The organism is Pseudomonas sp. PA-7-1E (genome assembly GCF_021605325.1).
GTDB lineage: Bacteria > Pseudomonadota > Gammaproteobacteria > Pseudomonadales > Pseudomonadaceae > Aquipseudomonas > Aquipseudomonas fluorescens_BV.
Window position 1 is genome coordinate 1 of record NZ_WKFA01000036.1, and the last position, 18,319, is coordinate 18,319.

General features: G+C 59.0%; 18 protein-coding genes, 1 tRNA gene and 2 pseudogenes. 7 read left to right on the forward strand and 14 right to left on the reverse strand.

The window, feature by feature from the left end:
- The 3 genes and pseudogenes from GIW79_RS20080 to GIW79_RS20090 form a co-directional block, all read right to left on the reverse strand.
- Window positions 1-438, reverse strand: a pseudogene (locus tag GIW79_RS20080) (histone deacetylase family protein); the annotation flags it as partial.
- Window positions 439-572: 134 nt separating this feature from the next.
- Complete coding sequence (locus GIW79_RS20085; protein WP_197880201.1) at window positions 573-1,805, reverse strand: Zn-dependent hydrolase; 1,233 nt, start codon at window positions 1,803-1,805, stop codon at window positions 573-575.
- Between the two features lie 11 nt (window positions 1,806-1,816).
- A complete protein-coding gene (locus GIW79_RS20090) occupies window positions 1,817-3,133 on the reverse strand; it encodes an MFS transporter (RefSeq protein WP_054897601.1) in 1,317 nt (438 codons plus the stop codon).
- Window positions 3,134-3,290: 157 nt separating this feature from the next.
- Between GIW79_RS20090 and GIW79_RS20095 the strand changes: the two genes are divergently transcribed.
- Both GIW79_RS20095 and GIW79_RS20100 read left to right on the forward strand, forming a co-directional pair.
- The gene (locus GIW79_RS20095) at window positions 3,291-4,232 is read left to right on the forward strand and encodes a LysR family transcriptional regulator (protein ID WP_034126590.1); all 942 of its coding nucleotides are present in this window, start codon (window positions 3,291-3,293) and stop codon (window positions 4,230-4,232) included.
- Between the two features lie 133 nt (window positions 4,233-4,365).
- Window positions 4,366-5,592, forward strand: a complete 1,227-nt coding sequence (locus GIW79_RS20100) for an MFS transporter (protein WP_197900773.1) — start codon at window positions 4,366-4,368, stop codon at window positions 5,590-5,592.
- A 72-nt stretch (window positions 5,593-5,664) separates the two neighbouring features.
- On the opposite strand, the gene GIW79_RS20105 is transcribed toward GIW79_RS20100, so the two are convergent.
- Entirely contained in the window at window positions 5,665-5,916 is a 252-nt protein-coding gene (locus tag GIW79_RS20105) for a DUF6124 family protein (protein WP_054897604.1), read from the reverse strand.
- Between the two features lie 642 nt (window positions 5,917-6,558).
- Between GIW79_RS20105 and GIW79_RS20110 the strand changes: the two genes are divergently transcribed.
- Window positions 6,559-6,798: a type II toxin-antitoxin system RelB/DinJ family antitoxin gene (locus GIW79_RS20110; RefSeq protein WP_054897605.1), complete on the forward strand. Its 240-nt coding sequence runs from the start codon at window positions 6,559-6,561 to the stop codon at window positions 6,796-6,798.
- Window positions 6,788-7,079, forward strand: a pseudogene (locus GIW79_RS20115) (type II toxin-antitoxin system RelE family toxin). The gene GIW79_RS20110 and the pseudogene GIW79_RS20115 overlap by 11 nt, the downstream one beginning before the upstream one ends.
- A 96-nt stretch (window positions 7,080-7,175) precedes the next feature.
- On the opposite strand, the gene GIW79_RS20120 reads toward GIW79_RS20115, so the two are convergent.
- The 5 genes from GIW79_RS20120 to dapA form a co-directional block, all read right to left on the reverse strand.
- Window positions 7,176-7,265: transfer RNA gene (locus GIW79_RS20120), tRNA-Ser, on the reverse strand.
- A gap of 83 nt (window positions 7,266-7,348) precedes the next feature.
- Window positions 7,349-8,062: a phosphoribosylaminoimidazolesuccinocarboxamide synthase gene (purC, locus tag GIW79_RS20125; protein WP_027604309.1), complete on the reverse strand. Its 714-nt coding sequence runs from the start codon at window positions 8,060-8,062 to the stop codon at window positions 7,349-7,351.
- Between the two features lie 27 nt (window positions 8,063-8,089).
- Complete coding sequence (locus tag GIW79_RS20130) at window positions 8,090-8,848, reverse strand: MBL fold metallo-hydrolase (RefSeq protein WP_236454065.1); 759 nt, start codon at window positions 8,846-8,848, stop codon at window positions 8,090-8,092.
- Window positions 8,849-8,852: 4 nt separating this feature from the next.
- A complete protein-coding gene (bamC, locus tag GIW79_RS20135; RefSeq protein ID WP_032892980.1) occupies window positions 8,853-9,968 on the reverse strand; it encodes an outer membrane protein assembly factor BamC in 1,116 nt (371 codons plus the stop codon).
- A 17-nt stretch (window positions 9,969-9,985) separates the two neighbouring features.
- The gene (dapA, locus tag GIW79_RS20140) at window positions 9,986-10,864 is read right to left on the reverse strand and encodes a 4-hydroxy-tetrahydrodipicolinate synthase (protein WP_236454068.1); all 879 of its coding nucleotides are present in this window, start codon (window positions 10,862-10,864) and stop codon (window positions 9,986-9,988) included.
- A 262-nt stretch (window positions 10,865-11,126) separates the two neighbouring features.
- On the opposite strand from dapA, the gene GIW79_RS20145 reads away from it, so the two are divergent.
- Entirely contained in the window at window positions 11,127-11,687 is a 561-nt protein-coding gene (locus GIW79_RS20145; protein WP_003189463.1) for a glycine cleavage system protein R, read from the forward strand.
- A 14-nt stretch (window positions 11,688-11,701) separates the two neighbouring features.
- Entirely contained in the window at window positions 11,702-12,175 is a 474-nt protein-coding gene (locus GIW79_RS20150) for a peroxiredoxin (RefSeq protein WP_003189461.1), read from the forward strand.
- 19 nt (window positions 12,176-12,194) lie between these two features.
- Here the strand turns inward: GIW79_RS20150 and GIW79_RS20155 are convergent, their stop codons facing one another.
- Complete coding sequence (locus GIW79_RS20155) at window positions 12,195-12,434, reverse strand: sulfurtransferase TusA family protein (protein WP_054897608.1); 240 nt, start codon at window positions 12,432-12,434, stop codon at window positions 12,195-12,197.
- A gap of 95 nt (window positions 12,435-12,529) precedes the next feature.
- On the opposite strand from GIW79_RS20155, the gene GIW79_RS20160 reads away from it, so the two are divergent.
- A complete protein-coding gene (locus GIW79_RS20160; RefSeq protein WP_003189458.1) occupies window positions 12,530-13,963 on the forward strand; it encodes a M48 family metalloprotease in 1,434 nt (477 codons plus the stop codon).
- Between the two features lie 68 nt (window positions 13,964-14,031).
- Here GIW79_RS20160 and GIW79_RS20165 read toward each other — a convergent pair whose 3' ends face one another.
- The 4 genes from GIW79_RS20165 to rpoE form a co-directional block, all read right to left on the reverse strand.
- Window positions 14,032-15,468, reverse strand: a complete 1,437-nt coding sequence (locus tag GIW79_RS20165) for a DegQ family serine endoprotease (protein ID WP_014717365.1) — start codon at window positions 15,466-15,468, stop codon at window positions 14,032-14,034.
- Window positions 15,469-15,702: 234 nt separating this feature from the next.
- Complete coding sequence (locus GIW79_RS20170) at window positions 15,703-16,662, reverse strand: MucB/RseB C-terminal domain-containing protein (protein ID WP_236454071.1); 960 nt, start codon at window positions 16,660-16,662, stop codon at window positions 15,703-15,705.
- 16 nt (window positions 16,663-16,678) lie between these two features.
- Window positions 16,679-17,266, reverse strand: a complete 588-nt coding sequence (locus GIW79_RS20175; protein ID WP_034126575.1) for a sigma-E factor negative regulatory protein — start codon at window positions 17,264-17,266, stop codon at window positions 16,679-16,681.
- Window positions 17,267-17,298: 32 nt separating this feature from the next.
- Window positions 17,299-17,880: an RNA polymerase sigma factor RpoE gene (gene rpoE / locus GIW79_RS20180; protein WP_003172477.1), complete on the reverse strand. Its 582-nt coding sequence runs from the start codon at window positions 17,878-17,880 to the stop codon at window positions 17,299-17,301.
- Between the last annotated feature and the right edge of the window lie 439 nt (window positions 17,881-18,319).

Consider the following 18,319-nt stretch of genomic DNA (forward strand, 5'->3'; position numbering starts at 1 on the left):
GCCCAAAGCGCCATCGAGGATGTCTCCCGCTGCGGCGATGGCGCTTTGGGCTGACCAATAAGCCGAGCGCCAGGTCAATTCACCGATGGGGCAACTGCCATCGGCCAGGTAGCGTGCCGCCTGAGCCAGGATGCCGCGCAAGGCATTGGGTTCACGCACGAAGATGTTGGACATGACTTCGTCGCCCCAGTCTTCGGGAATTTCTTTCCAGCGCTGGTGAGCTTCTTGAAGAAAAGCCAGGTAGTCGCCGCCGTGCACCGCGAGCAAAGGATCCATACCGCAATCGGTCGGTTGCTGGATATCGAAGCCCAGGGTTTGCGCAGCCAACAGCAGGTTGCGCGCTCGCTCGGGAACCTCCTGGGGCGTGCGCATCTGGCCGCGGGAATAGTAGCTACGCGGGTGATGCAGGAGTTGTTCGGGGTGAAAAAACGTCTTCATGAGTTGCTCCTGGATAAACACAGAACCTGTGGGAGCTGGCTTGCCTGCGATGGCGGTGAATCAGGCAGTACATTGCTCTCTGACAGTGCGCAATCGCAGGCAAGCCAGCTCCCACAGGGGTGCGGCGTCGGCCTTTAGAAATGAACATGCCCGGCGCGTTTCAAGACGGCGTTGAGCAAGACATCGGTACCCTGGCGCACATCGTCGGGCAAGACATCCTCGGCTTCGTTGTGGCTGAGGCCGCCGACGCAGGGGATGAAGATCATCGCGGTGGGGCAATAGCGCGCCAGGTGAATCGCATCGTGGCCGGCGCCGCTGACGATGGTCTGCTGGCTGTAGCCCAAGCCGTCCACCGCAGCCTGCACGCAAGCCACGCACTCAGCGTCGAACGGCGTAGCCGGGCTGATCCAGTGAGGCGTGATGGTGACGCTCAGGCCACGGTTGTCCGCGATAGCCTGCAGGCGTGCACGCACTTGCTGCTCCATGGCGTCGATGTCGGCGTCGCGGTGATGGCGCAGGTCGACGGTAAAGTTGAGCAAGCCGGGGATGGTGTTGCGCGACGACTTGGCGATGCTCAGTTCACCCACAGTGGTAAGGCCCTGTGGGGCAAAATCGGCAGCGAGGTTTTCCAGGGCCTGGATCATTTTTGCCGCGCCGTACAGCGCATCTTTACGCAACGGCATCGGCGTGGTGCCAGCGTGCGCGGCCATGCCTTCGACCCGTACATCGAGCCAGCGAATCGCTTGACCACCGGTGACTACGCCGATGCTGTTGGCGTTGTCTTCCAGAATCGGGCCTTGCTCGATATGCGCTTCGAAATACGCATCCACTGCGCCACCCAACGGGCGCTCACCGTTGTAGCCGGTGGTGCGCAACGCCTCGTTCACGCTGATACCGTCTACATCAGCGGTTGCCAGTGCCATGTCCAGGGCAAGTGTGCCGGTGAACACTGCCGAGCCCAGCATCGCCGGGGTGAAACGGGCGCCCTCCTCGTTGGTCCACACTGCAATTTCCAACGGCTTGCGCGTCTGGATGCCGTGGTCGTCGAGGCTGCGGATGACCTCCAGGCCAGCCAACACGCCGTACACCCCATCGAAGCGTCCGCCTTCGGGCTGGGTATCCAGGTGGCTGCCCATCATCACCGGGGCGGCGTCATTGTCGGTGCCCGCGCGGCGGGCGAACAGGTTGCCGATGGCATCCACGCTCAACGTCAGGCCGGCTGCTTTACACCAGTGGCTGAACAGCTCACGACCGGCCTTGTCTTCAGCGCTCAACGCCAGGCGGCAGCTGCCACCGCGTGCGGTCGCGCCGATCTCGGCCATGTCCATCAGGCTACGCCACAGGCGCTCGCCATTAATCTTCAACATTGCTGACTCCCTCAACTGTGTGCCATTTCCAGGCGGTGGGCCGTGGCATGGCGGCGGGACAAGGCCAGTACGCACACCAACGAAACCGCCGCGATCACGCTGTAAAACACTGCCATCGGCCACCATTGGCCCAAGTATTGATGGGCCAGCCAGGTGCCGATCAACGGTGTCAGGCCGCCGGCCAGCGCGCCGCATACCTGGTAAGCCAGGGAGATCGCGGTGTAGCGCACACGGGTTTCAAACAGGCCGCTGACAAAACCTGCGATGACGGCGTAGAACGACGCCATGCACACCACCGCCAGGGCAATGCCGAGGATGATCAACGGTGCCTGAGCGCTGCTAACCAGGACGAACATCGGGTACGGCGAGGCCATTGCCAGCACGCACATGGCGCACAGAAACCGCGTAGCGCCGACCTTCTCCGCCACCCAGGCGGCCAGCGGCTGGACGCAGAACTGAATAATGGCGACGAAGAACAGGCATTCCAGAATCAACGAGCGCGGCAGATTAAGTTGCTGAGTGCTGTAGGCAATCATGAAGGTGTTGGTGAAATACACGCCGGCAATTCCCAACGTATTGGCGCCAATGCACAACAACAATGGACGCCAAGCGGTCTTCAGCACTTCCAGCACGGGGGCTTGGTCCTGCTTGATCGCTCGCGCTTTTTCCGCCAGAGCCTTGTCTTCGAGGAACTCCGGCGACTCGTTCACACCCAGGCGAATCGCGAGGCCGACGATCAACAGCAAGGCACTGGCCAGGAACGGCAGGCGCCAGCCCCAGCTGAGCAGGTCCTCTTCAGGTAAACGAGTGACGGCACTGAACGCTAGCAAGGAAAGAATCAAACCGGCCGGGCTGCCCAACTGCGCGAAGGATGCAAAGAAATTACGCCGCCCTTTCGGCGCGTGCTCGCCAGCCATCAACACCGCCCCACCCCACTCACCGCCAACCGCAATACCCTGCACCACTCGCAACAGGATCAACAGCACCGGTGCGGCAGCGCCGATCTGGGCATAGGTCGGTAACAGGCCGATGCACACCGTGACCACGCCCATCATCACGAGGGTAATCACCAGGGATTTCTTGCGGCCGATGCGGTCGCCGATATGACCGAACACGATGCCGCCCAACGGCCGCGCAAAAAAGCCAACGGCGAAGGTGCCGAACGCGGCCATGGTGCTGAACAATTTATCGTCGGAGGGGAAGAACAGTTGACCGAATACCAGCGCTGCAGCGGTGGCATAGATGTAAAAGTCGTACCACTCGATCATGGTGCCGATAAAGGCGGCGGCCGCAGCACGGCGAGGCTGCGGCGAAGCGGAAGGCTTCATGGGGCTGGCTCCTTTGGTTATTTTTTTGGCAGGAGAAAGTCAAACCGGTGCGCTCTGGTGGCGCTCGTTAAACCCGATTTTTCGGCCAGGGGCTATGATTAGTCAATTTTCTATTTATTATCTTGATTATAAGAACTGCTTATTATCGAGCGCCGCCATGCCCGAATTCCGCCGCGATATTCACCCTCTGCTCAATGACCGCCTGGACTGGAACCTGCTGCGCACCTTCCGCGTGATCGGCCAGGAACTGAGCATCAGCCGCGCCGCCGCCCGCCTGCATCTGACGCAACCGGCCATCAGCCAGGCGCTCAAGCGCCTGGAAGAACAGCTGGATTGCCAGCTCATCCTGCGCCGTGGCCCGCGCTTCGTGCTCACCGAAGCCGGTGAGCAGATCTTCGCCATTGCCGGAGAGATGTACGGCCAGGTCTCGCAGATGAGCAACGCCCTGCAAAAGCCGGGTGATGAAGTGATCGGCAAAGTGCGCTTGCTGATGATCAGCCGGATTAATTCCGACACTTTCGATGACTTTCTCGCGGGTTTTCATCGCGAACATCCACGGGTCGATCTGGAAGTAGAAGTGATGCGCAGCTCCGACATTGTCGCCGCGCTGCTGGAAAAAACCGCGACCCTGGGGCTCAGCCTCAATCGCCGGCCACAACCGCGCCTGGAACAGCATCTGTTTCTGCGTCAGCGTTATGCGTTCTTTTGTGGAAAACACCACCCATTGTTCGGACGCACAGGGTTAGTCGAAGGGGATCTGCAATCGGAGAATTTCGTGAGTTTTACCAGCGACCAGATTGGCGGCATGTTGTCGCCGCTGACTATTTTCCGTGATCAGCAAGGGTTTGGCGGGCGGATCGTGGCGTCATCCTCCAGCCTGGAAGAAGTGCGGCGATTGGTCATTGCCGGGTTTGGCTTGGGCTGCTTACCCACTCATGTGGTGGCGGACGATGTGGAGCGCGGGCTGCTGTGGCGGTTGCCGCCGGATGAGGGGATTGCGGATGTGGATATTCATCTGTTGTGGAACCGGGAGCAGAAGTTGAGTCGGGCGGAGGGGGTGTTTATTGAGTGCCTTCTGGAACGGTTGGCCGAAAAATGATTGCTCACATCGATAGCACTGATGATTACTATCGAAACGAGCGCCTGAACGATTGCCGACACTGATTCCTATAATCGCCCCACATTCCCTCCTCGCCTGGCTTCAGGCGACATTCCTCCCGGAACCCAATCCCATGCCAAGCGCGAGCCAGGCCCCTAGCGGGCATCCTGAACATAATCAACAAAGCGTCAAACAGCAGTGGTTGGCGATTCTTTCGGTCGCCGTGGGTGCCTTTGCCCTGGTGACCAGTGAATTCCTACCGGTGGGCGTACTCAACGACGTCGCCAGCGATCTGGGCATCAGTGCCGGTCACGCCGGATTGATGGTGACATTGCCCGGCATCATGGCTGCCCTCGCCGCGCCGTTTCTGTCGGTCAGCATTGGCGCCATGGACCGTCGTTACTTGCTGATCGGCCTGACATTGGTGATGATCATCGCCAACTCGGTGGTGGCCTTCGCTAATGATTTCAGCCTGCTGCTGTTCGGCCGCGTATTGCTCGGCATCAGCATCGGCGGCTTCTGGGCCACGGCCATTGCCCTCAGCGGGCGGCTGGCGCCCAAGGGCGTGGGCGTAGCAAAGGCCACCTCGATCATCATGATGGGCGTGACCCTGGCCACCGTTCTGGGCGTGCCTGTGGGTACCTGGCTCAGCGGCCTGATGGGCTGGCGGATGACCTTCCTAGTCACGGCGTTGGTGGGCATTCCGGTGCTGTTGGCGCAAATCTTCCTGCTGCCGCGACTCACTCCTGAGAAAGCCATTCAGATCCGTGACCTGCCAGCTTTGTTTATCAACCCACAAGCACGGGTCGGGTTGATCGCCGTACTGCTGATCGGCCTGGCGCACTTTGCTGCGTATACCTATGTCGCGCCGTTCTTTAAACACAGCTCCGGCTTCGACGGGCCAACGATTGGCTCATTGTTGCTGCTGTATGGCGTGGCGGGCGTGCTGGGCAATGTGTTCGCCGGCTTCGCCGCCAACCGCAGCGTACGCAACACCCTGCTGCTGGTCGCGCTGATGATCGGTACCAGCACTGCACTGTTCCCCTACTTCGCCACCGGTATGACAGGCGCCGTGGTGCTGATCGCGCTCTGGGGCTTTGCCTTTGGCGCCTTCCCGGCCTGCGCCAGTATCTGGATGTTCGTGGTAGCGCCCAAGGATGTGGAGCGAGGCATGCCGCTGTTCGTGGCGCTGTTTCAGGTGATCATTGCCCTGGGCTCGTTCTTTGGTGGGCGGATCGTCGACCAAATGGGCAGCTCGGTGTTGTTGAGCCTGGCCACTGTGTTGGTGGGGTTGGGGTTTGCGACCGTGCTGGTGTTGGGCCGCAAGGTGAGCAACAGCTTGGTGGCGCAGCCTGCCTGACCGAGTTGCAGCCAAAAAAAAGCCTGCTGAGCGTTGAGTTCAGCAGGCTTTTTTCGTTTCCGGAGCAGGTGTTTATTGGGCCGTGGGGAAATCACGCTCGAGGACAGCGTCCACCAGGGCTTGCGCGTTCTCAATCAATTGAGCCAGGGCCATGATCACGGGTGACTGCGTGCTGACTGGATCTTCGGCGCATTGGTAAGCGGTTTGCAGGGCGGATGACAGGATTTCGGTGGCGTTTGTGAGGGCTTCTTCGGTGCCAACGTCAGCGCCTACATGGAATATTTTACGAGGGGAAAATTCGGAATCAGAATCGAGATTGCTCATTGTGTAGCTCCTGTATGCAATGGGAACTGCCACATCCCGCTGTCAAACAGGATCAGGTGGCAGCTGTGCGCGGGTTGACAGACCGGTATACAGGACCCGGCGCACCCGAAGATGCCCCACGCACAGCCGCCATAAAACGACGTCACAGCAGAAACGCTGTAATCGCATGGAGGACGTACACCTGTAAATCAGTCTGTCAAAACTGGTCGCCATGAGGACGACGGCGGAAGGTTAGCGCCCTACCCCAGCCAACGCAACCCTGCCCGAAAACTGCCGCCTCCGCATAACGTAAGCACCTGTTTCGGAAAAGCTTGGTAACCAGAATGCCCACAGGGAACCTTGTGCGCATAAGCCTCTGAGCTAGCCTGAAAAAGGTCGCCGCCGGGGCGGCATACTGTCAAGGGTGCTTATATGCCAACAAGATATCGCGATGCGGTCACAGGTGAATACGTAACAGAGCAAGAGGCGAAGAAAAGACCAAGAGAAACGGTGAAAGAAACCGATAAAAAGCGCCCGGCAAAGCCGACGAGCAAAAAGTAGGATCAACAGATGAGAGCGATTGCCGTATGTCTAGACAGACTTGCCAATGAAACCCGATTGCTCCAATGTAATGACCAACGTCATTACACAAGGAGCTATCCCTTGGCATCTATCAACATCCGTATCGATGACGACCTGAAAACTCGCGCCTACCTGGAGCTGGAGAAACTCGGTGTCACCCCTTCCGAACTGATACGCCAGGCGCTGCAATATGTTGCCGAGCGCGGCCAGTTGCCATTTAAGCCTGTGCTGATGACTGAAGAGGATGAAGCCTTGATGGCGACCGTACGTGAGCGTCTTGCATCGCCTCAACGCGTGAAGGTTTCTTTGGATGACCTATAGCCTTGATTTTGATGCGCGTGCATTGAAGGAATGGCAAAAGCTCGGTGACACCCCGTCAGCAACTCAAAAAGAAGCTAGTCGAAATCCTGAACAACCCACGTATTGAAGCTAATCGCCTCCATAGCCTGCCTGACTGCTACAAGATCAAACTGCGTAGTAGCGAGTACAGGCTGGTGTATCAAGTGATCGATCAGGAAATTACGGTGTTCGTGGTCGCCGTTGATAAACGTGAGCGTGATCAGGCTTATCGCAAAGCGTCTGAGCGCCTTGAACAGCGCTAGGCAGGACTAAAACAAATCCCTGAAACAGCCATTAATAACGGCCGGAAACGAAAAAGCCCCGCAGCTTATTCAGCTGCGGGGCTTTTTTCTATGTAATGGCGGAGAGATAGGGATTCGAACCCTAGGTACCGGTGAAGGTACAACGGATTTCGAATCCGTCCCATTCGGCCACTCTGGCATCTCTCCAACGGCGCGCATCATAACAGCATGATTGATGGATGCAAAGCGCCGAAGCGATTTTTTTCCGTGCTATCAGATGCTTGCGTCGATTACAGCGGTACGCCGAGGCGCTTGGCGACTTCTTCGTAGGCTTCGATCACGTCACCGAGGCCTTGGCGGAAGCGGTCTTTGTCCATCTTCTTCTTGGTGTCCTTGTCCCACAGGCGGCAACCATCCGGGCTGAACTCGTCGCCCAGGACGATGGAGCCGTCGTGGAACACGCCGAATTCGAGCTTGAAGTCCACCAGCAACAGGCCGGCGTCGTCGAACAGCTTGCTCAGCACGTCGTTGACCTTGAGGGACAACTCCTTCATGCGCGCCAGTTGCTCAGCGGTGCCCCAGCCGAACGCCACGACGTGGGATTCGTTGATGAACGGGTCGCCCTTGGCGTCGTCCTTCAGGAACAGTTCGAAGGTGTAAGGGTTGAGCTTGAGGCCCTCTTCCACGCCCAAACGCTTGACCAGGCTGCCGGCGGCGTAGTTACGCACGACGCATTCCACCGGGATCATGTCGAGCTTCTTGACCAGGCACTCGTTGTCGCCCAGAAGTTTGTCGAATTGGGTCGGGATACCGGCCGCTTCGAGTTTCTGCATGATGAAGGCGTTGAACTTGTTGTTCACCATGCCTTTGCGATCCAGCTGTTCGATGCGCTTGCCGTCGAACGCCGAGGTGTCGTTGCGAAACAGCAGGATCAGGCGGTTGGCGTCGTCGGTCTTGTACACCGACTTGGCTTTGCCGCGGTAGAGTTCTTCACGTTTTTCCATGATGGGCTCCGCTTTGAGTAAGGTGGGCTAGGCGATGTGTCGCCAGTCGAGCCCTGAATCTTGATCGGCCAGTTGCAGCCAGTCCGGGTCGCACCCTAGGGTGTCGACAAAACATTGCCGGGCAAGCGTCGGCAGGTTGTTCTTGCTGCTGAGGTGAGCCAGGACCAGGTGTTGCAGGTCTTGCCAGCCCAACTCGTACACCAGATATGCCGCCTGGTGATTGTTCAAATGTCCCAGCTCGCCGCCCACCCGTTGCTTGAGAAAGTAAGGGTAGTGACCGCGTGCCAGTAGATCCCTGCAGTGGTTGGACTCGATCATCAAGGCATCGAGGTCCCGGTAACCGTCCAGCACCCTGGCGCAGTAGGAACCCAGGTCGGTCAGCACGCCGAAACGCCGCTGGCCGTCACTGAATACGTATTGCGTGGGCTCCTGGGCATCGTGGGCAACCGCGACGACATTGATGCTCAGGGCACCGATTTGCAGTTGCTCGCCACCGGCCAGAAAACCTGCCGGCTCAATGGGTTTGCGCATCCCGCGCAACGTGCCACGACTCAAGTACACCGGCAGATTGTAGCGCCGAGACAGCAAACCCACGCCATGCACATGGTCGGCATGTTCGTGGGTTACCAGAATCGCGCTCAGTTGCGTGGGGTGAACCCCCAGGCGCAACAGGCGCCGCTCGGTTTCCCGCAGGGAGAAACCACAATCGACCAGCACGTACGTGTCATCATGGGCGACCAGCGTACCGTTCCCTTGGCTACCGCTGTCGAGAACGGCAAAACGCATCGAATCAGCCCAGGTTGTCTTGAATCACGCCCAACACTTTGCGCGCTGTTTCAGCTGGCGCGACGGTGTTGATGTTCTTCTCGACGGTGACTTGCACGCTTTCGCCCACCTTGCTCAAACGAACCTGGTAACGCTCGGCACGGGTTTCGATCTCTTCCTTGGTCGGCGCGCTGCCGAACAATTTGCCGAAGAAACCTGGCTCGTCGTCCTTCTTCTCAGCCTTTTCAGCCACGTTGATGTAGTACAGGCCCAGGCTGCGGTTGATGTCTTCAACGCGCCAAGGGCCCTGCTCCAACGCGCGGCCAACACTGGCCCAGGCGCGGTCGAGGTCTTCACCCAGGTTCAGCACGACGTTGCCGCTGCCGTCTTCGGTGAGGCTGACGCGGCTAGGGGTGTCGTAATCACGGGCGGCGAGTAAGGATACGGAACCGCCCTTCTCGGAGATACGGCTCATGCTGGCCAGCATCTCGTCGACCAACGCGGCGTCGACACCGGTGTTGACCGAGCGCGGCGTGAAGTCGACGTCAGCCGTGCTGCCGGCAGGCCGCTCGGCGCTGACTACATAGACTTCGCTGGTGTTGCGCTGCACGCCAGGCTCGATGCGTACACGCACACGGGCTTCGCTGTCGGCGGCAACACCGCCCGCCAGCAGGCGCTGGGCCATGTTGGCTGACAGCTCGCGACCTTGCTGCCACGCGGTGGTGAACTCACCGGTCTGCGGGCGCTGCTGGTCGAGACGGAAACCGTTGTCCTGGAAGAACTGCACCGCCACCGGCCAGACTTCGGCAGGTGGGCGCTGGGCCACGATCCAGCGGTTGTCGCCGCTTTTCTGCAGGCTGTAGTCGCTGGCATCGGCCACGGCCATGATCGGCTGTGGGCGCGGCACTACGTACTCACCCTTGACCGTGTCGTCGGCGACGTTGCGTGGAATCGGCAACAATGGGTCAAGGCGCTTGGCGACATTGACATCAGGCGGCAGTTGCATCGGTTTGGTTGCTTGCGCTTCCAGGTAATCGCTGCCGCGGTCACGGAAGTAGCCTTCCGGGCCCCATACCCAACCGCAGCCACTGGTGCTGGAGATAATCAAGGCAAGTGCGGAAAGTCCGGCCAATCGCTTCATGCGTAGTGCTTCCTCAATTAAACCAGGACGCCGGACTGGCGCAGGGCCTGTCGCAGCGGTTCGTGACAGGCTTCGCTGAGGGGGGTGAGCGGCAGACGGATACCGTCCGGCATCAGGCCCATCTCAAACAGCGCCCACTTCACGGGAATAGGATTGGATTCGATAAACAGTGTCTTGTTGAGCGGCATCAGCTTTTCGTGGATAGCGCGAGCGGTGGCTGCATCGCCCGCGATGGCGGCGGCACACATATCGCTCATGGCGCGCGGGGCCACGTTGGCGGTCACGGAGATATTGCCCTTGCCACCCAGCAGGATCAGCTCGACAGCGGTGGCGTCGTCACCGGAATACACCAGGAAGTCGCTGCTCACGCCGGCCAGCATGTCCTTGGCGCGCTGCAGGTCGCCAGTGGCTTCCTTGATGCCGATGATGTTCGGCACGGTGGACAGGCGGATCACGGTCTCGGCCTTCATGTCGCACGCGGTGCGACCCGGTACGTTGTAGAGGATCTGCGGGATCTGAACGGCTTCGGCGATAGCTTTGAAGTGCTGGTACAAGCCTTCCTGGGTCGGCTTGTTGTAGTACGGGGTTACCAGCAGGCAAGCGTCGGCGCCAGCCTTCTTGGCGTTCTTGGTCAGCTCGATCGCTTCACGCGTCGAGTTGGCGCCCGTACCGGCGATCACGGCAATGCGGCCCGCAACGCGCTTGACCACGAACTCGATCACCTGGATGTGCTCTTCCACATCGAGGGTGGCCGATTCACCTGTGGTGCCGACCGCCACAATGGCGTTGGTGCCCTCTTGCAGGTGGAAGTCCACCAGTTTGCCCAGGCTGTCCCAGTCGAGACGACCTTGTGCATCCATGGGTGTGACCAGTGCCACCATACTGCCCGCAATCATGCAACCGCTCCTGCCGGAAAAAGAGAGCCGTAATGGTACTGGCGCCAAGATGCTTGTACAAGCGAAGTACCGCGTGAGGATGCGTTCTGGCGCAACTAAACGTCGGGCAATGACATCATCGGGCCAAAGCACCGCCCGAAGCCGGCTGATCACGCAATGAAAACGCCACCTCCTAGCCCTTGGCGACGCTTTTCGCTACCCTTGATCCTTTGATCGATACAGCCCACACGGTATCGACCGCTCATCGCTTTAGGAAGGCTGCATGTCCACCCCCACAGTTCGCGAACAATTCCTTGTTATCAGTGCCCTCGGCGCCAACCCCATGGAGCTGACCAACGTCCTGTGCCGCGCCAGCCATGAGAACCGCTGCGCCGTCGTGACCTCCCGCCTGACCCGCCACGGCGAGTGCAGTGCGCTGGTCCTGCAGATTTCTGGCTCCTGGGATGCCTTGGCACGCCTTGAAACCGGCCTGCCGGGCCTGGCCAAAAAGCACGACTTTACCGTCAACGTGGTACGCAGCGCCGCCCTGGAAAATCGCCCACAGGCTTTGCCTTACGTGGCCTATGTCAGCTCGGCCTACCGTTCGGACATCGTCAACGAGTTGTGCCAGTTCTTTATCGACCATAACGTCGAGCTGGAAAACCTGACCTGTGACACCTACCAGGCGCCACAAACCGGCGGCACCATGCTCAATGCCACCTTTACCGTGACCTTGCCGGCCGGCGTACAGATCAGTTGGCTGCGCGACCAGTTCCTCGATTTCGCCGATGCCCTGAACCTCGACGCCTTGATCGAACCATGGCGCCCACAGAACCCCATGTAAGGAAGTACCTCTCTATGCCGGTAGCCATCGACACACCCGTGGCCGATTTCGAGGCCCAGGCCACCAGCGGCCAGACCTTCAGCCTCGCGGCCCTCAAGGGCAAGCAAGTGGTGATCTACTTTTACCCGAAGGACAGCACCCCAGGCTGCACTACCGAAGGCCAAGGCTTTCGTGACCAGTACGCCGCATTCAAGGCCGCCAATACCGAAGTGTTCGGCGTGTCGCGTGACAGCGTGAAGTCCCACGAGAACTTCAAGGGCAAACAGGAATTTCCTTTCGAGCTGATCAGCGATAAGGACGAAGCGGTCTGCCAGCTGTTTGATGTGATCAAGTTGAAGAAGCTGTATGGCAAGGAATACCTGGGTGTGGATCGCAGCACATTCCTGATCGACAGCCAAGGCGTGCTGCGTCAGGAATGGCGCGGAGTGAAAGTGCCGGGGCATGTTGATGCCGTGTTGGCGGCAGCGCAGGCGCTGAATAAGGCCTGATTCTGCGTCGACAAGGCCGTCAGGCCTTGCGCAACCAATAACGGTACACACCCTCGGCGGCGTCTTCATGCTCCAGGGTGTGGCCGGCCAGCTTGGCAAAGGTGCGAAAATCACGCTGGGAGCCGGCGTCGGTGGCAGTCACCTTGAGCACGGCACCGCTGGCCATTTTATTGAGCTCCAGCTTGGCCTTGAGCAACGGCAAAGGGCAGTTAAGACCGCTGGCGTCGAGTTCGGCGTCACAGGCTACAACGTCGGTCATGGTGCTACTCCAGGCAAACATTCGGGCCGCTTAGAATATCTGGTCCCAAGCTCAGTGTCCGGCTACAGTAAGCTCTTTGTCGAAAGGCTTTGTGCATGACTTTTTTGCGCCCTACCCTGCTGACGCTGGCCTGCCTGCTGGCCTCCCCGGCCTTTGCTGACGACCTGCCGTCACTTGGTGACGCCAGCTCTGCCATAGTCTCGCCGCAACAGGAATACCAATTGGGCCGCGCCTGGCTGGCCTACCTGCGCGGCCAGGTTTCGCAACTCAATGATCCGCAACTCAAGGATTACGTTGAAACCAGCGTGTACAAGCTGGTGGAGACCAGCCAGGTCAATGACCGGCGCCTGGAATTCATCCTGATCAACAGCCCACAGCTCAACGCCTTTGCGGCTCCCGGTGGGATCGTCGGGGTCAACGGCGGCCTGTTTCTCAATGCACAGACCGAAGGTGAATACGCGTCGGTACTGGCCCACGAACTGGCGCACTTGTCCCAGCGTCACTTCGCCCGAGGCGTGGAAGCGCAATCACGCATGCAACTGCCGATGATGGCCGCCCTGCTTGGCGGCATTATCGCCGCCGCTGCGGGTGCCGGCGATGCCGGTATCGCCGCGATTGCCGGCTCACAAGCCGCCGCGATCCAGGAACAGCGCCGCTTCTCTCGCCAGAACGAGCAAGAGGCCGACCGCATCGGCATCCTCAACCTGGAGAAAGCCGGCTACGACCCGCGCTCCATGCCCACGATGTTCGAACGGCTGATGCGCCAATACCGCTTCGACGCCAAGCCACCGGAGTTCCTGCTGACTCACCCGGTAACCGAATCGCGTATCGCCGACACCCGCAACCGCGCCGAACAAGCCAAACCTGGCGGCAAGGAAGACAGCCTGCGCTATCAACTGATTCGCGCACGGGTGCAGCTCAAGTACGAAGACACACCTGGTCTGGCCGCCAAGCGCTTCCAGGCCCAGCTGGATGAGAACCCTAAAAATGACGTTGCGCGTTATGGCCTGGCCATCGCTCAGATCAAGGGTACTCAACTCAAGGAAGCGCGGGAAAGCCTGGCGCCGCTGCTGGCCAAGGCGCCCAACGACATTACCTACAACCTGGCCCAAATCGAACTGGACATCACCAGCAACCGCATGCCGGATGCGCAGCAACGTACCGACCGCATGCTCACCCAGTACCCCAGCAACTATCCGCTGAACCAGGTGCGGGTAGACCTGCTGCTTAAACAGAACCGTACCGCCGATGCAGAAAAGGCACTGGATGGGCTGCTCAAGTCGCGACCGGACGATCCGGACGTGTGGTATCAGGTCGCCGAGACTCGCGGCTTGTCCGGCAACATCATTGGCCTGCATCAGGCTCGCGCCGAATATTTCGCATTGGTGGGGGATTTCCAGCAAGCCATCCAGCAGTTGGACTTTGCCAAGCGGCGCGCCGGCAATAACTTCCCGTTGTCCTCACGCATCGACGCCCGTCAGCGTGAGCTGATCGAACAGGAGCGCTTGGTGAAAGGCATGATGAGCTGAACCCGCCGCCCACAAAAAAGCCCCGCTGCCGGTAACCGGCAGCGGGGCTTTTTTATAGGTCTAGCGGATTACTCGGCCAGTTTGAAGGTGATGAAGCTGGCACGGCCTTGACGCAGGACGCGCATCGATACCGAGCGATTCTTCGGCAACGCCTTGGCGATGTCGGCGAATTCCTTGGTGGTATCGATTGCCTGGTTGTTCAAGTGGGTGATCACGTCACCCGGTTGCAGGCCGATCAAGGCGGCTGGGCCGTCCTGCACTTCCTTGATCACGACACCGCTTTGCAGGTCGAAGGTTTTCTTCTGCTCGGCGGTCAGTTCAACGACGGCGATACCCAGGCGGTTACTGCTGCGCTCGGCGCCTGGCTTGGCGTTGCCCAGGGCGTCCAGGGTCGCGCCTTCTTCCGGAATTGCCCCAACGGTCAGTTCGACGTTCTGGCGCTTGCCATCACGAATCACTTCCAGCTTGGCTTTGCCGCCGGCCTTGAGCGCGCCGACCAAGTGAGGCAAGTCCGCCGACATGATGATCGGCTGGCCGTTCATGCTCAGAATTACGTCACCGACTTTCAGGCCGCCCTTGGCCGCAGGGCCATTGTCCTGAATCTGCGCAACCAGGGCACCGGCCGGCTTGTCGAGACCGAAGGACTCAGCCAGGTCCTTGTTCACTTCCTGGATTACCACGCCCAACCAGCCGCGGCTGACCTTGCCGCCGCTTTTGAGCTGATTGGAGACGTCCATGGCCACATCGATCGGGATCGCGAAGGACACGCCCATGAAGCCACCGGAGCGGGTGTATATCTGCGAGTTGATCCCCACCACTTCGCCGGCCAGGTTGAACAGCGGACCACCGGAGTTGCCCGGGTTGATCGGCACGTCGGTCTGGATGAACGGCACGTAGTTTTCGTTTGGCAGGCTGCGACCGATGGCGCTGACAATGCCTTGGGTAACGGTGTGGTCAAAGCCGAACGGTGAACCGATCGCGACCACCCACTGACCAGCCTTCAGATCTTGGGACTTGCCCAGTTTAAGCACCGGCAAGTCCTTGCCATCGATTTTGAGCAAAGCCACGTCGGAACGTGGATCGGTACCAATCAACTTGGCCTTGAGTTCACTGCGGTCGGCCAGGCGCACGAGAATCTCGTCGGCGTCGGCAATCACGTGGTTGTTGGTGAGGATGTAGCCGTCAGGCGAAATGATGAAGCCGGAGCCCAGGGACTGGGCTTCGCGCTGGCCACCGCCGCCCCGAGGAGAGCGAGGTTGCGGCATCCCGCGTTCGAAGAACTCGCGCAACATGGGCGGCAAGCCTTCCAGGTCGGGCATCTGCTGGTTCGAGACTTTGCGATCCGGCAGCTTCTGCGTGGTACTGATGTTCACCACGGCAGGCGAGGCCTGCTCCACCAGTTGGGTGAAGTCAGGCAGCTCGACCGCTTGCGCAGGTAAGGCCTGGCCCAGCACCAGCACTGTGGCGACTATGGATAAGTAAGACTTCAAACGTGGTATCGACATACAGCTCCCGTTACGACGAGCAGGGTTAAGCGACAGGGTTCAATAAACGCCGGATACTGCGAGCGGCATTTTTGTTCCGCGAACAAACAAGGCCAGAGCCATCAAACCCTGACCTATAAAAAACATGGGAAGTTTTTGCAAGTGAAAATGCTGATCCAGAGATTTCATACGCCCAGCACCCAACGAAATTCGGGCCCAGATTGATAGACCAGGATGAACATAAGATTAACAATCTCAGGGCTTGGCGGCGGCCTTTTCACCACGCACCGACAACGCGATGCGCTCAGCAGTGCCAATGGGAATTTCGCCCACCACCGTGACCATCATTTCGCCATCTACCGTATTCAAACGCCGGGATACTGCCACGGTCGGCCCAAGCTGAGCGCGGGTTTCATTCACATCAGCGCCGTTGGCTGACTCAAGAAACACCGAAAAACGCGCGAGCCCATCGTCATACATCAGGCTGTCGACGGTAGATTTCGTTTGGGCATCTTTGCGCGTAGCGCTGCTGATCTGTTGGAAACCAGGCGGTAGCCAGTCCAGATGCCACCTTTGCGTGGCAGACAGCTCAGGTGCTTTAGCGGCGGACATCGTTACCGGCGAACAGTCGCCGCTGGGCTGCAAGTCCTGGTCAGAAGGAATGGCCGAAGCATCCAGACGGGTGAACTGAAAACGCTCCAACAACTGCCCTTGGTCATTCAGCAGCAAGGATTTAAGCGGCAGCGCAGTTTCACGGTCCAGGTGTAATTCAAACCCATAACGGTAGGGATCACGCGGGCTGATCGACACAATCACCGCATGACGACCGGCCACGCGCGATTTGCCAATAACGGCCAGGTCATAGAATGAAGTGAGTTTTTTTGGATCAAGAATACGCGAGGGTGCCTCAGGTGACTGACCGAGACCAACCGCAAACGTGCCACTGACACATTGTGCCCGACCATCAACCCTGACCGCTTCCTGGGCGGAGCCGTCAAGTTGCAACAAGCGTTCACGGACATGACCATTCTGGACACGGTGCCAGATGTCATGGGTAGAAAAACTGCCGTTACGTTCGTAGACAAACGTACCTTCAAAGCTTTGCTGCTGCTCTGCACGCCCAAGTCGAATCAGCCAGTCTTGGGCTTCATCGGCATGGGCGGATAGTGCAAACCAACTACTGAGCAAAAGCGTAAGGAGCGGTATGGCGCGCATAGGGCTCCTTAGCGAATCAGCGGTTTTCCTGGCTTGCTGCACGAGCGTATGGCAGAGCGCTGTCAGTGCCTTTGGCAGCCGATTCCTGCGCATGTTGACGCAGGTAGCCTGGAAGGCGCTGATCCTGCCAGCCGGATTGCCCTTGAAGTACACCATTAGCCATAGGGCCGGTGGTATCAGTGCTTTCCTTGTAGCCAGCCAGCACGGCCGGACCTTTGACTTGCGGACCGGCCATGACCGGTTGCTGAGTCTGTTGGGCCAGCTCGTTGCCTGCGATCTCGTCCTGGTTGTACAGGCGAACACCTGCCAACACAGCAACGGTCACCGAAGCGGCCACTGCCAGACGACCCAGGCTGCGCCACGGACCACGCGAGGCTTTTGCCGGAACGGCTTCATCAGCCAGTGCAGCAGAAACGGCCGCAGCAATATCCAGACGAGGGATTAGGAGATCCTTGTGCATCACCGCCCGAGCGACTTGGTAACGAGACCAGGTATCACGGGTTTCGGCGTCATCAAATGCGTTGAGCACTCGACGAAGTTCCAGTTCATCCGCTTCGTTATCCATCACTGCGGACAGCGATTCCTGCAGGGCATCACGACTCATGGCGGTTCCTCTCTTGGCTGTCGCCGCTGTCTTTAGTTTTCCTGCAACAACGGTTGCAAGGCTTTGTCGATGGCTTCCCGGGCCCGGAAAATCCGCGACCTCACAGTCCCCACCGGACATTGCATGACGCTCGCAATGTCTTCGTAACTCAGACCATCGAATTCACGTAAAGTTAACGCCGTACGCAAATCTTCTGGCAGTTGCTGAATAGTGCGATGGACGGTGCCTTCGATCTCGTCGCGCAGCAATGCACGCTCCGGCGACTCGAGATCTTTGAGGCCGTGATCACCATCGTAGAATTCAGCATCTTCTGAACTGACATCACTGTCTGGTGGGCGGCGACCGCGTGACACCAGATAGTTTTTCGCCGTGTTGATGGCGATGCGGTATAGCCACGTGTAAAACGCACTGTCACCGCGGAAATTTCCAAGTGCACGGTAAGCCTTGATAAAGGCTTCCTGCGCAACGTCCTGCGCTTCATGGGTGTCGTGCACAAACCGCACGATCAACCCGAGAATTTTGTGCTGGTATTTCAGCACTAGCAGATCAAATGCTCGCTTATCACCGCGCTGTACGCGCTCGACCAGCTGCTGATCCTCTTCCTGGGTTAGCATGAACACTCCTCGTTGTACTTGAAGGAGGCTTGCATAACTAAACGATCAGGCTTGCAAACATAGACTCGGGCTTTTCGCAAAAGTTCTCCCCCTTCAAGCAAGTTTCCGGCATGCACTGATTTGGCACACACGAAAAACGCAGCACGGTCGGTGCCGGCTGCGCGAATAATCTTGTCGCCGGTTTCGTGACGCGTCCAATGCTCCCGACGGGCCAATAAACTCAACGTTTTCCCAGCTTTCGGGCAACCTGCTATTGAGTCGGGGCTTATGCAAAAAGTTCCCGTCCCGCCAACCGGCCGTTTCCCAAAGCTGCGCAGCATAATCTCACAATGCCACGAAGGCGTGGCTATTGTGCCGCTCCACCCCTCTATATACTAGTGGCCCGTGTGACCCTTTGATTCGCCGATCCAGGCGTCCTGTTTGCGCCCCCCTTTGGATC

What these genes read in the sequence shown, in the direction of transcription:
- GIW79_RS20085 (WP_197880201.1), bottom strand. Translation starts at nt 1,805, where the DNA reads ATGTTGAAGATTAATGGCGAGCGCCTGTGGCGTAGCCTGATGGACATG.
- GIW79_RS20090 (WP_054897601.1), bottom strand. Translation starts at nt 3,133, where the DNA reads ATGAAGCCTTCCGCTTCGCCGCAGCCTCGCCGTGCTGCGGCCGCCGCC.
- GIW79_RS20095 (WP_034126590.1), top strand. Translation starts at nt 3,291, where the DNA reads ATGCCCGAATTCCGCCGCGATATTCACCCTCTGCTCAATGACCGCCTG.
- GIW79_RS20100 (WP_197900773.1), top strand. Translation starts at nt 4,366, where the DNA reads ATGCCAAGCGCGAGCCAGGCCCCTAGCGGGCATCCTGAACATAATCAA.
- GIW79_RS20105 (WP_054897604.1), bottom strand. Translation starts at nt 5,916, where the DNA reads ATGAGCAATCTCGATTCTGATTCCGAATTTTCCCCTCGTAAAATATTC.
- purC (WP_027604309.1), bottom strand. Translation starts at nt 8,062, where the DNA reads ATGGAAAAACGTGAAGAACTCTACCGCGGCAAAGCCAAGTCGGTGTAC.
- GIW79_RS20130 (WP_236454065.1), bottom strand. Translation starts at nt 8,848, where the DNA reads ATGCGTTTTGCCGTTCTCGACAGCGGTAGCCAAGGGAACGGTACGCTG.
- bamC (WP_032892980.1), bottom strand. Translation starts at nt 9,968, where the DNA reads ATGAAGCGATTGGCCGGACTTTCCGCACTTGCCTTGATTATCTCCAGC.
- dapA (WP_236454068.1), bottom strand. Translation starts at nt 10,864, where the DNA reads ATGATTGCGGGCAGTATGGTGGCACTGGTCACACCCATGGATGCACAA.
- GIW79_RS20145 (WP_003189463.1), top strand. Translation starts at nt 11,127, where the DNA reads ATGTCCACCCCCACAGTTCGCGAACAATTCCTTGTTATCAGTGCCCTC.
- GIW79_RS20150 (WP_003189461.1), top strand. Translation starts at nt 11,702, where the DNA reads ATGCCGGTAGCCATCGACACACCCGTGGCCGATTTCGAGGCCCAGGCC.
- GIW79_RS20155 (WP_054897608.1), bottom strand. Translation starts at nt 12,434, where the DNA reads ATGACCGACGTTGTAGCCTGTGACGCCGAACTCGACGCCAGCGGTCTT.
- GIW79_RS20160 (WP_003189458.1), top strand. Translation starts at nt 12,530, where the DNA reads ATGACTTTTTTGCGCCCTACCCTGCTGACGCTGGCCTGCCTGCTGGCC.
- GIW79_RS20165 (WP_014717365.1), bottom strand. Translation starts at nt 15,468, where the DNA reads ATGTCGATACCACGTTTGAAGTCTTACTTATCCATAGTCGCCACAGTG.
- GIW79_RS20170 (WP_236454071.1), bottom strand. Translation starts at nt 16,662, where the DNA reads ATGCGCGCCATACCGCTCCTTACGCTTTTGCTCAGTAGTTGGTTTGCA.
- GIW79_RS20175 (WP_034126575.1), bottom strand. Translation starts at nt 17,266, where the DNA reads ATGAGTCGTGATGCCCTGCAGGAATCGCTGTCCGCAGTGATGGATAAC.
- rpoE (WP_003172477.1), bottom strand. Translation starts at nt 17,880, where the DNA reads ATGCTAACCCAGGAAGAGGATCAGCAGCTGGTCGAGCGCGTACAGCGC.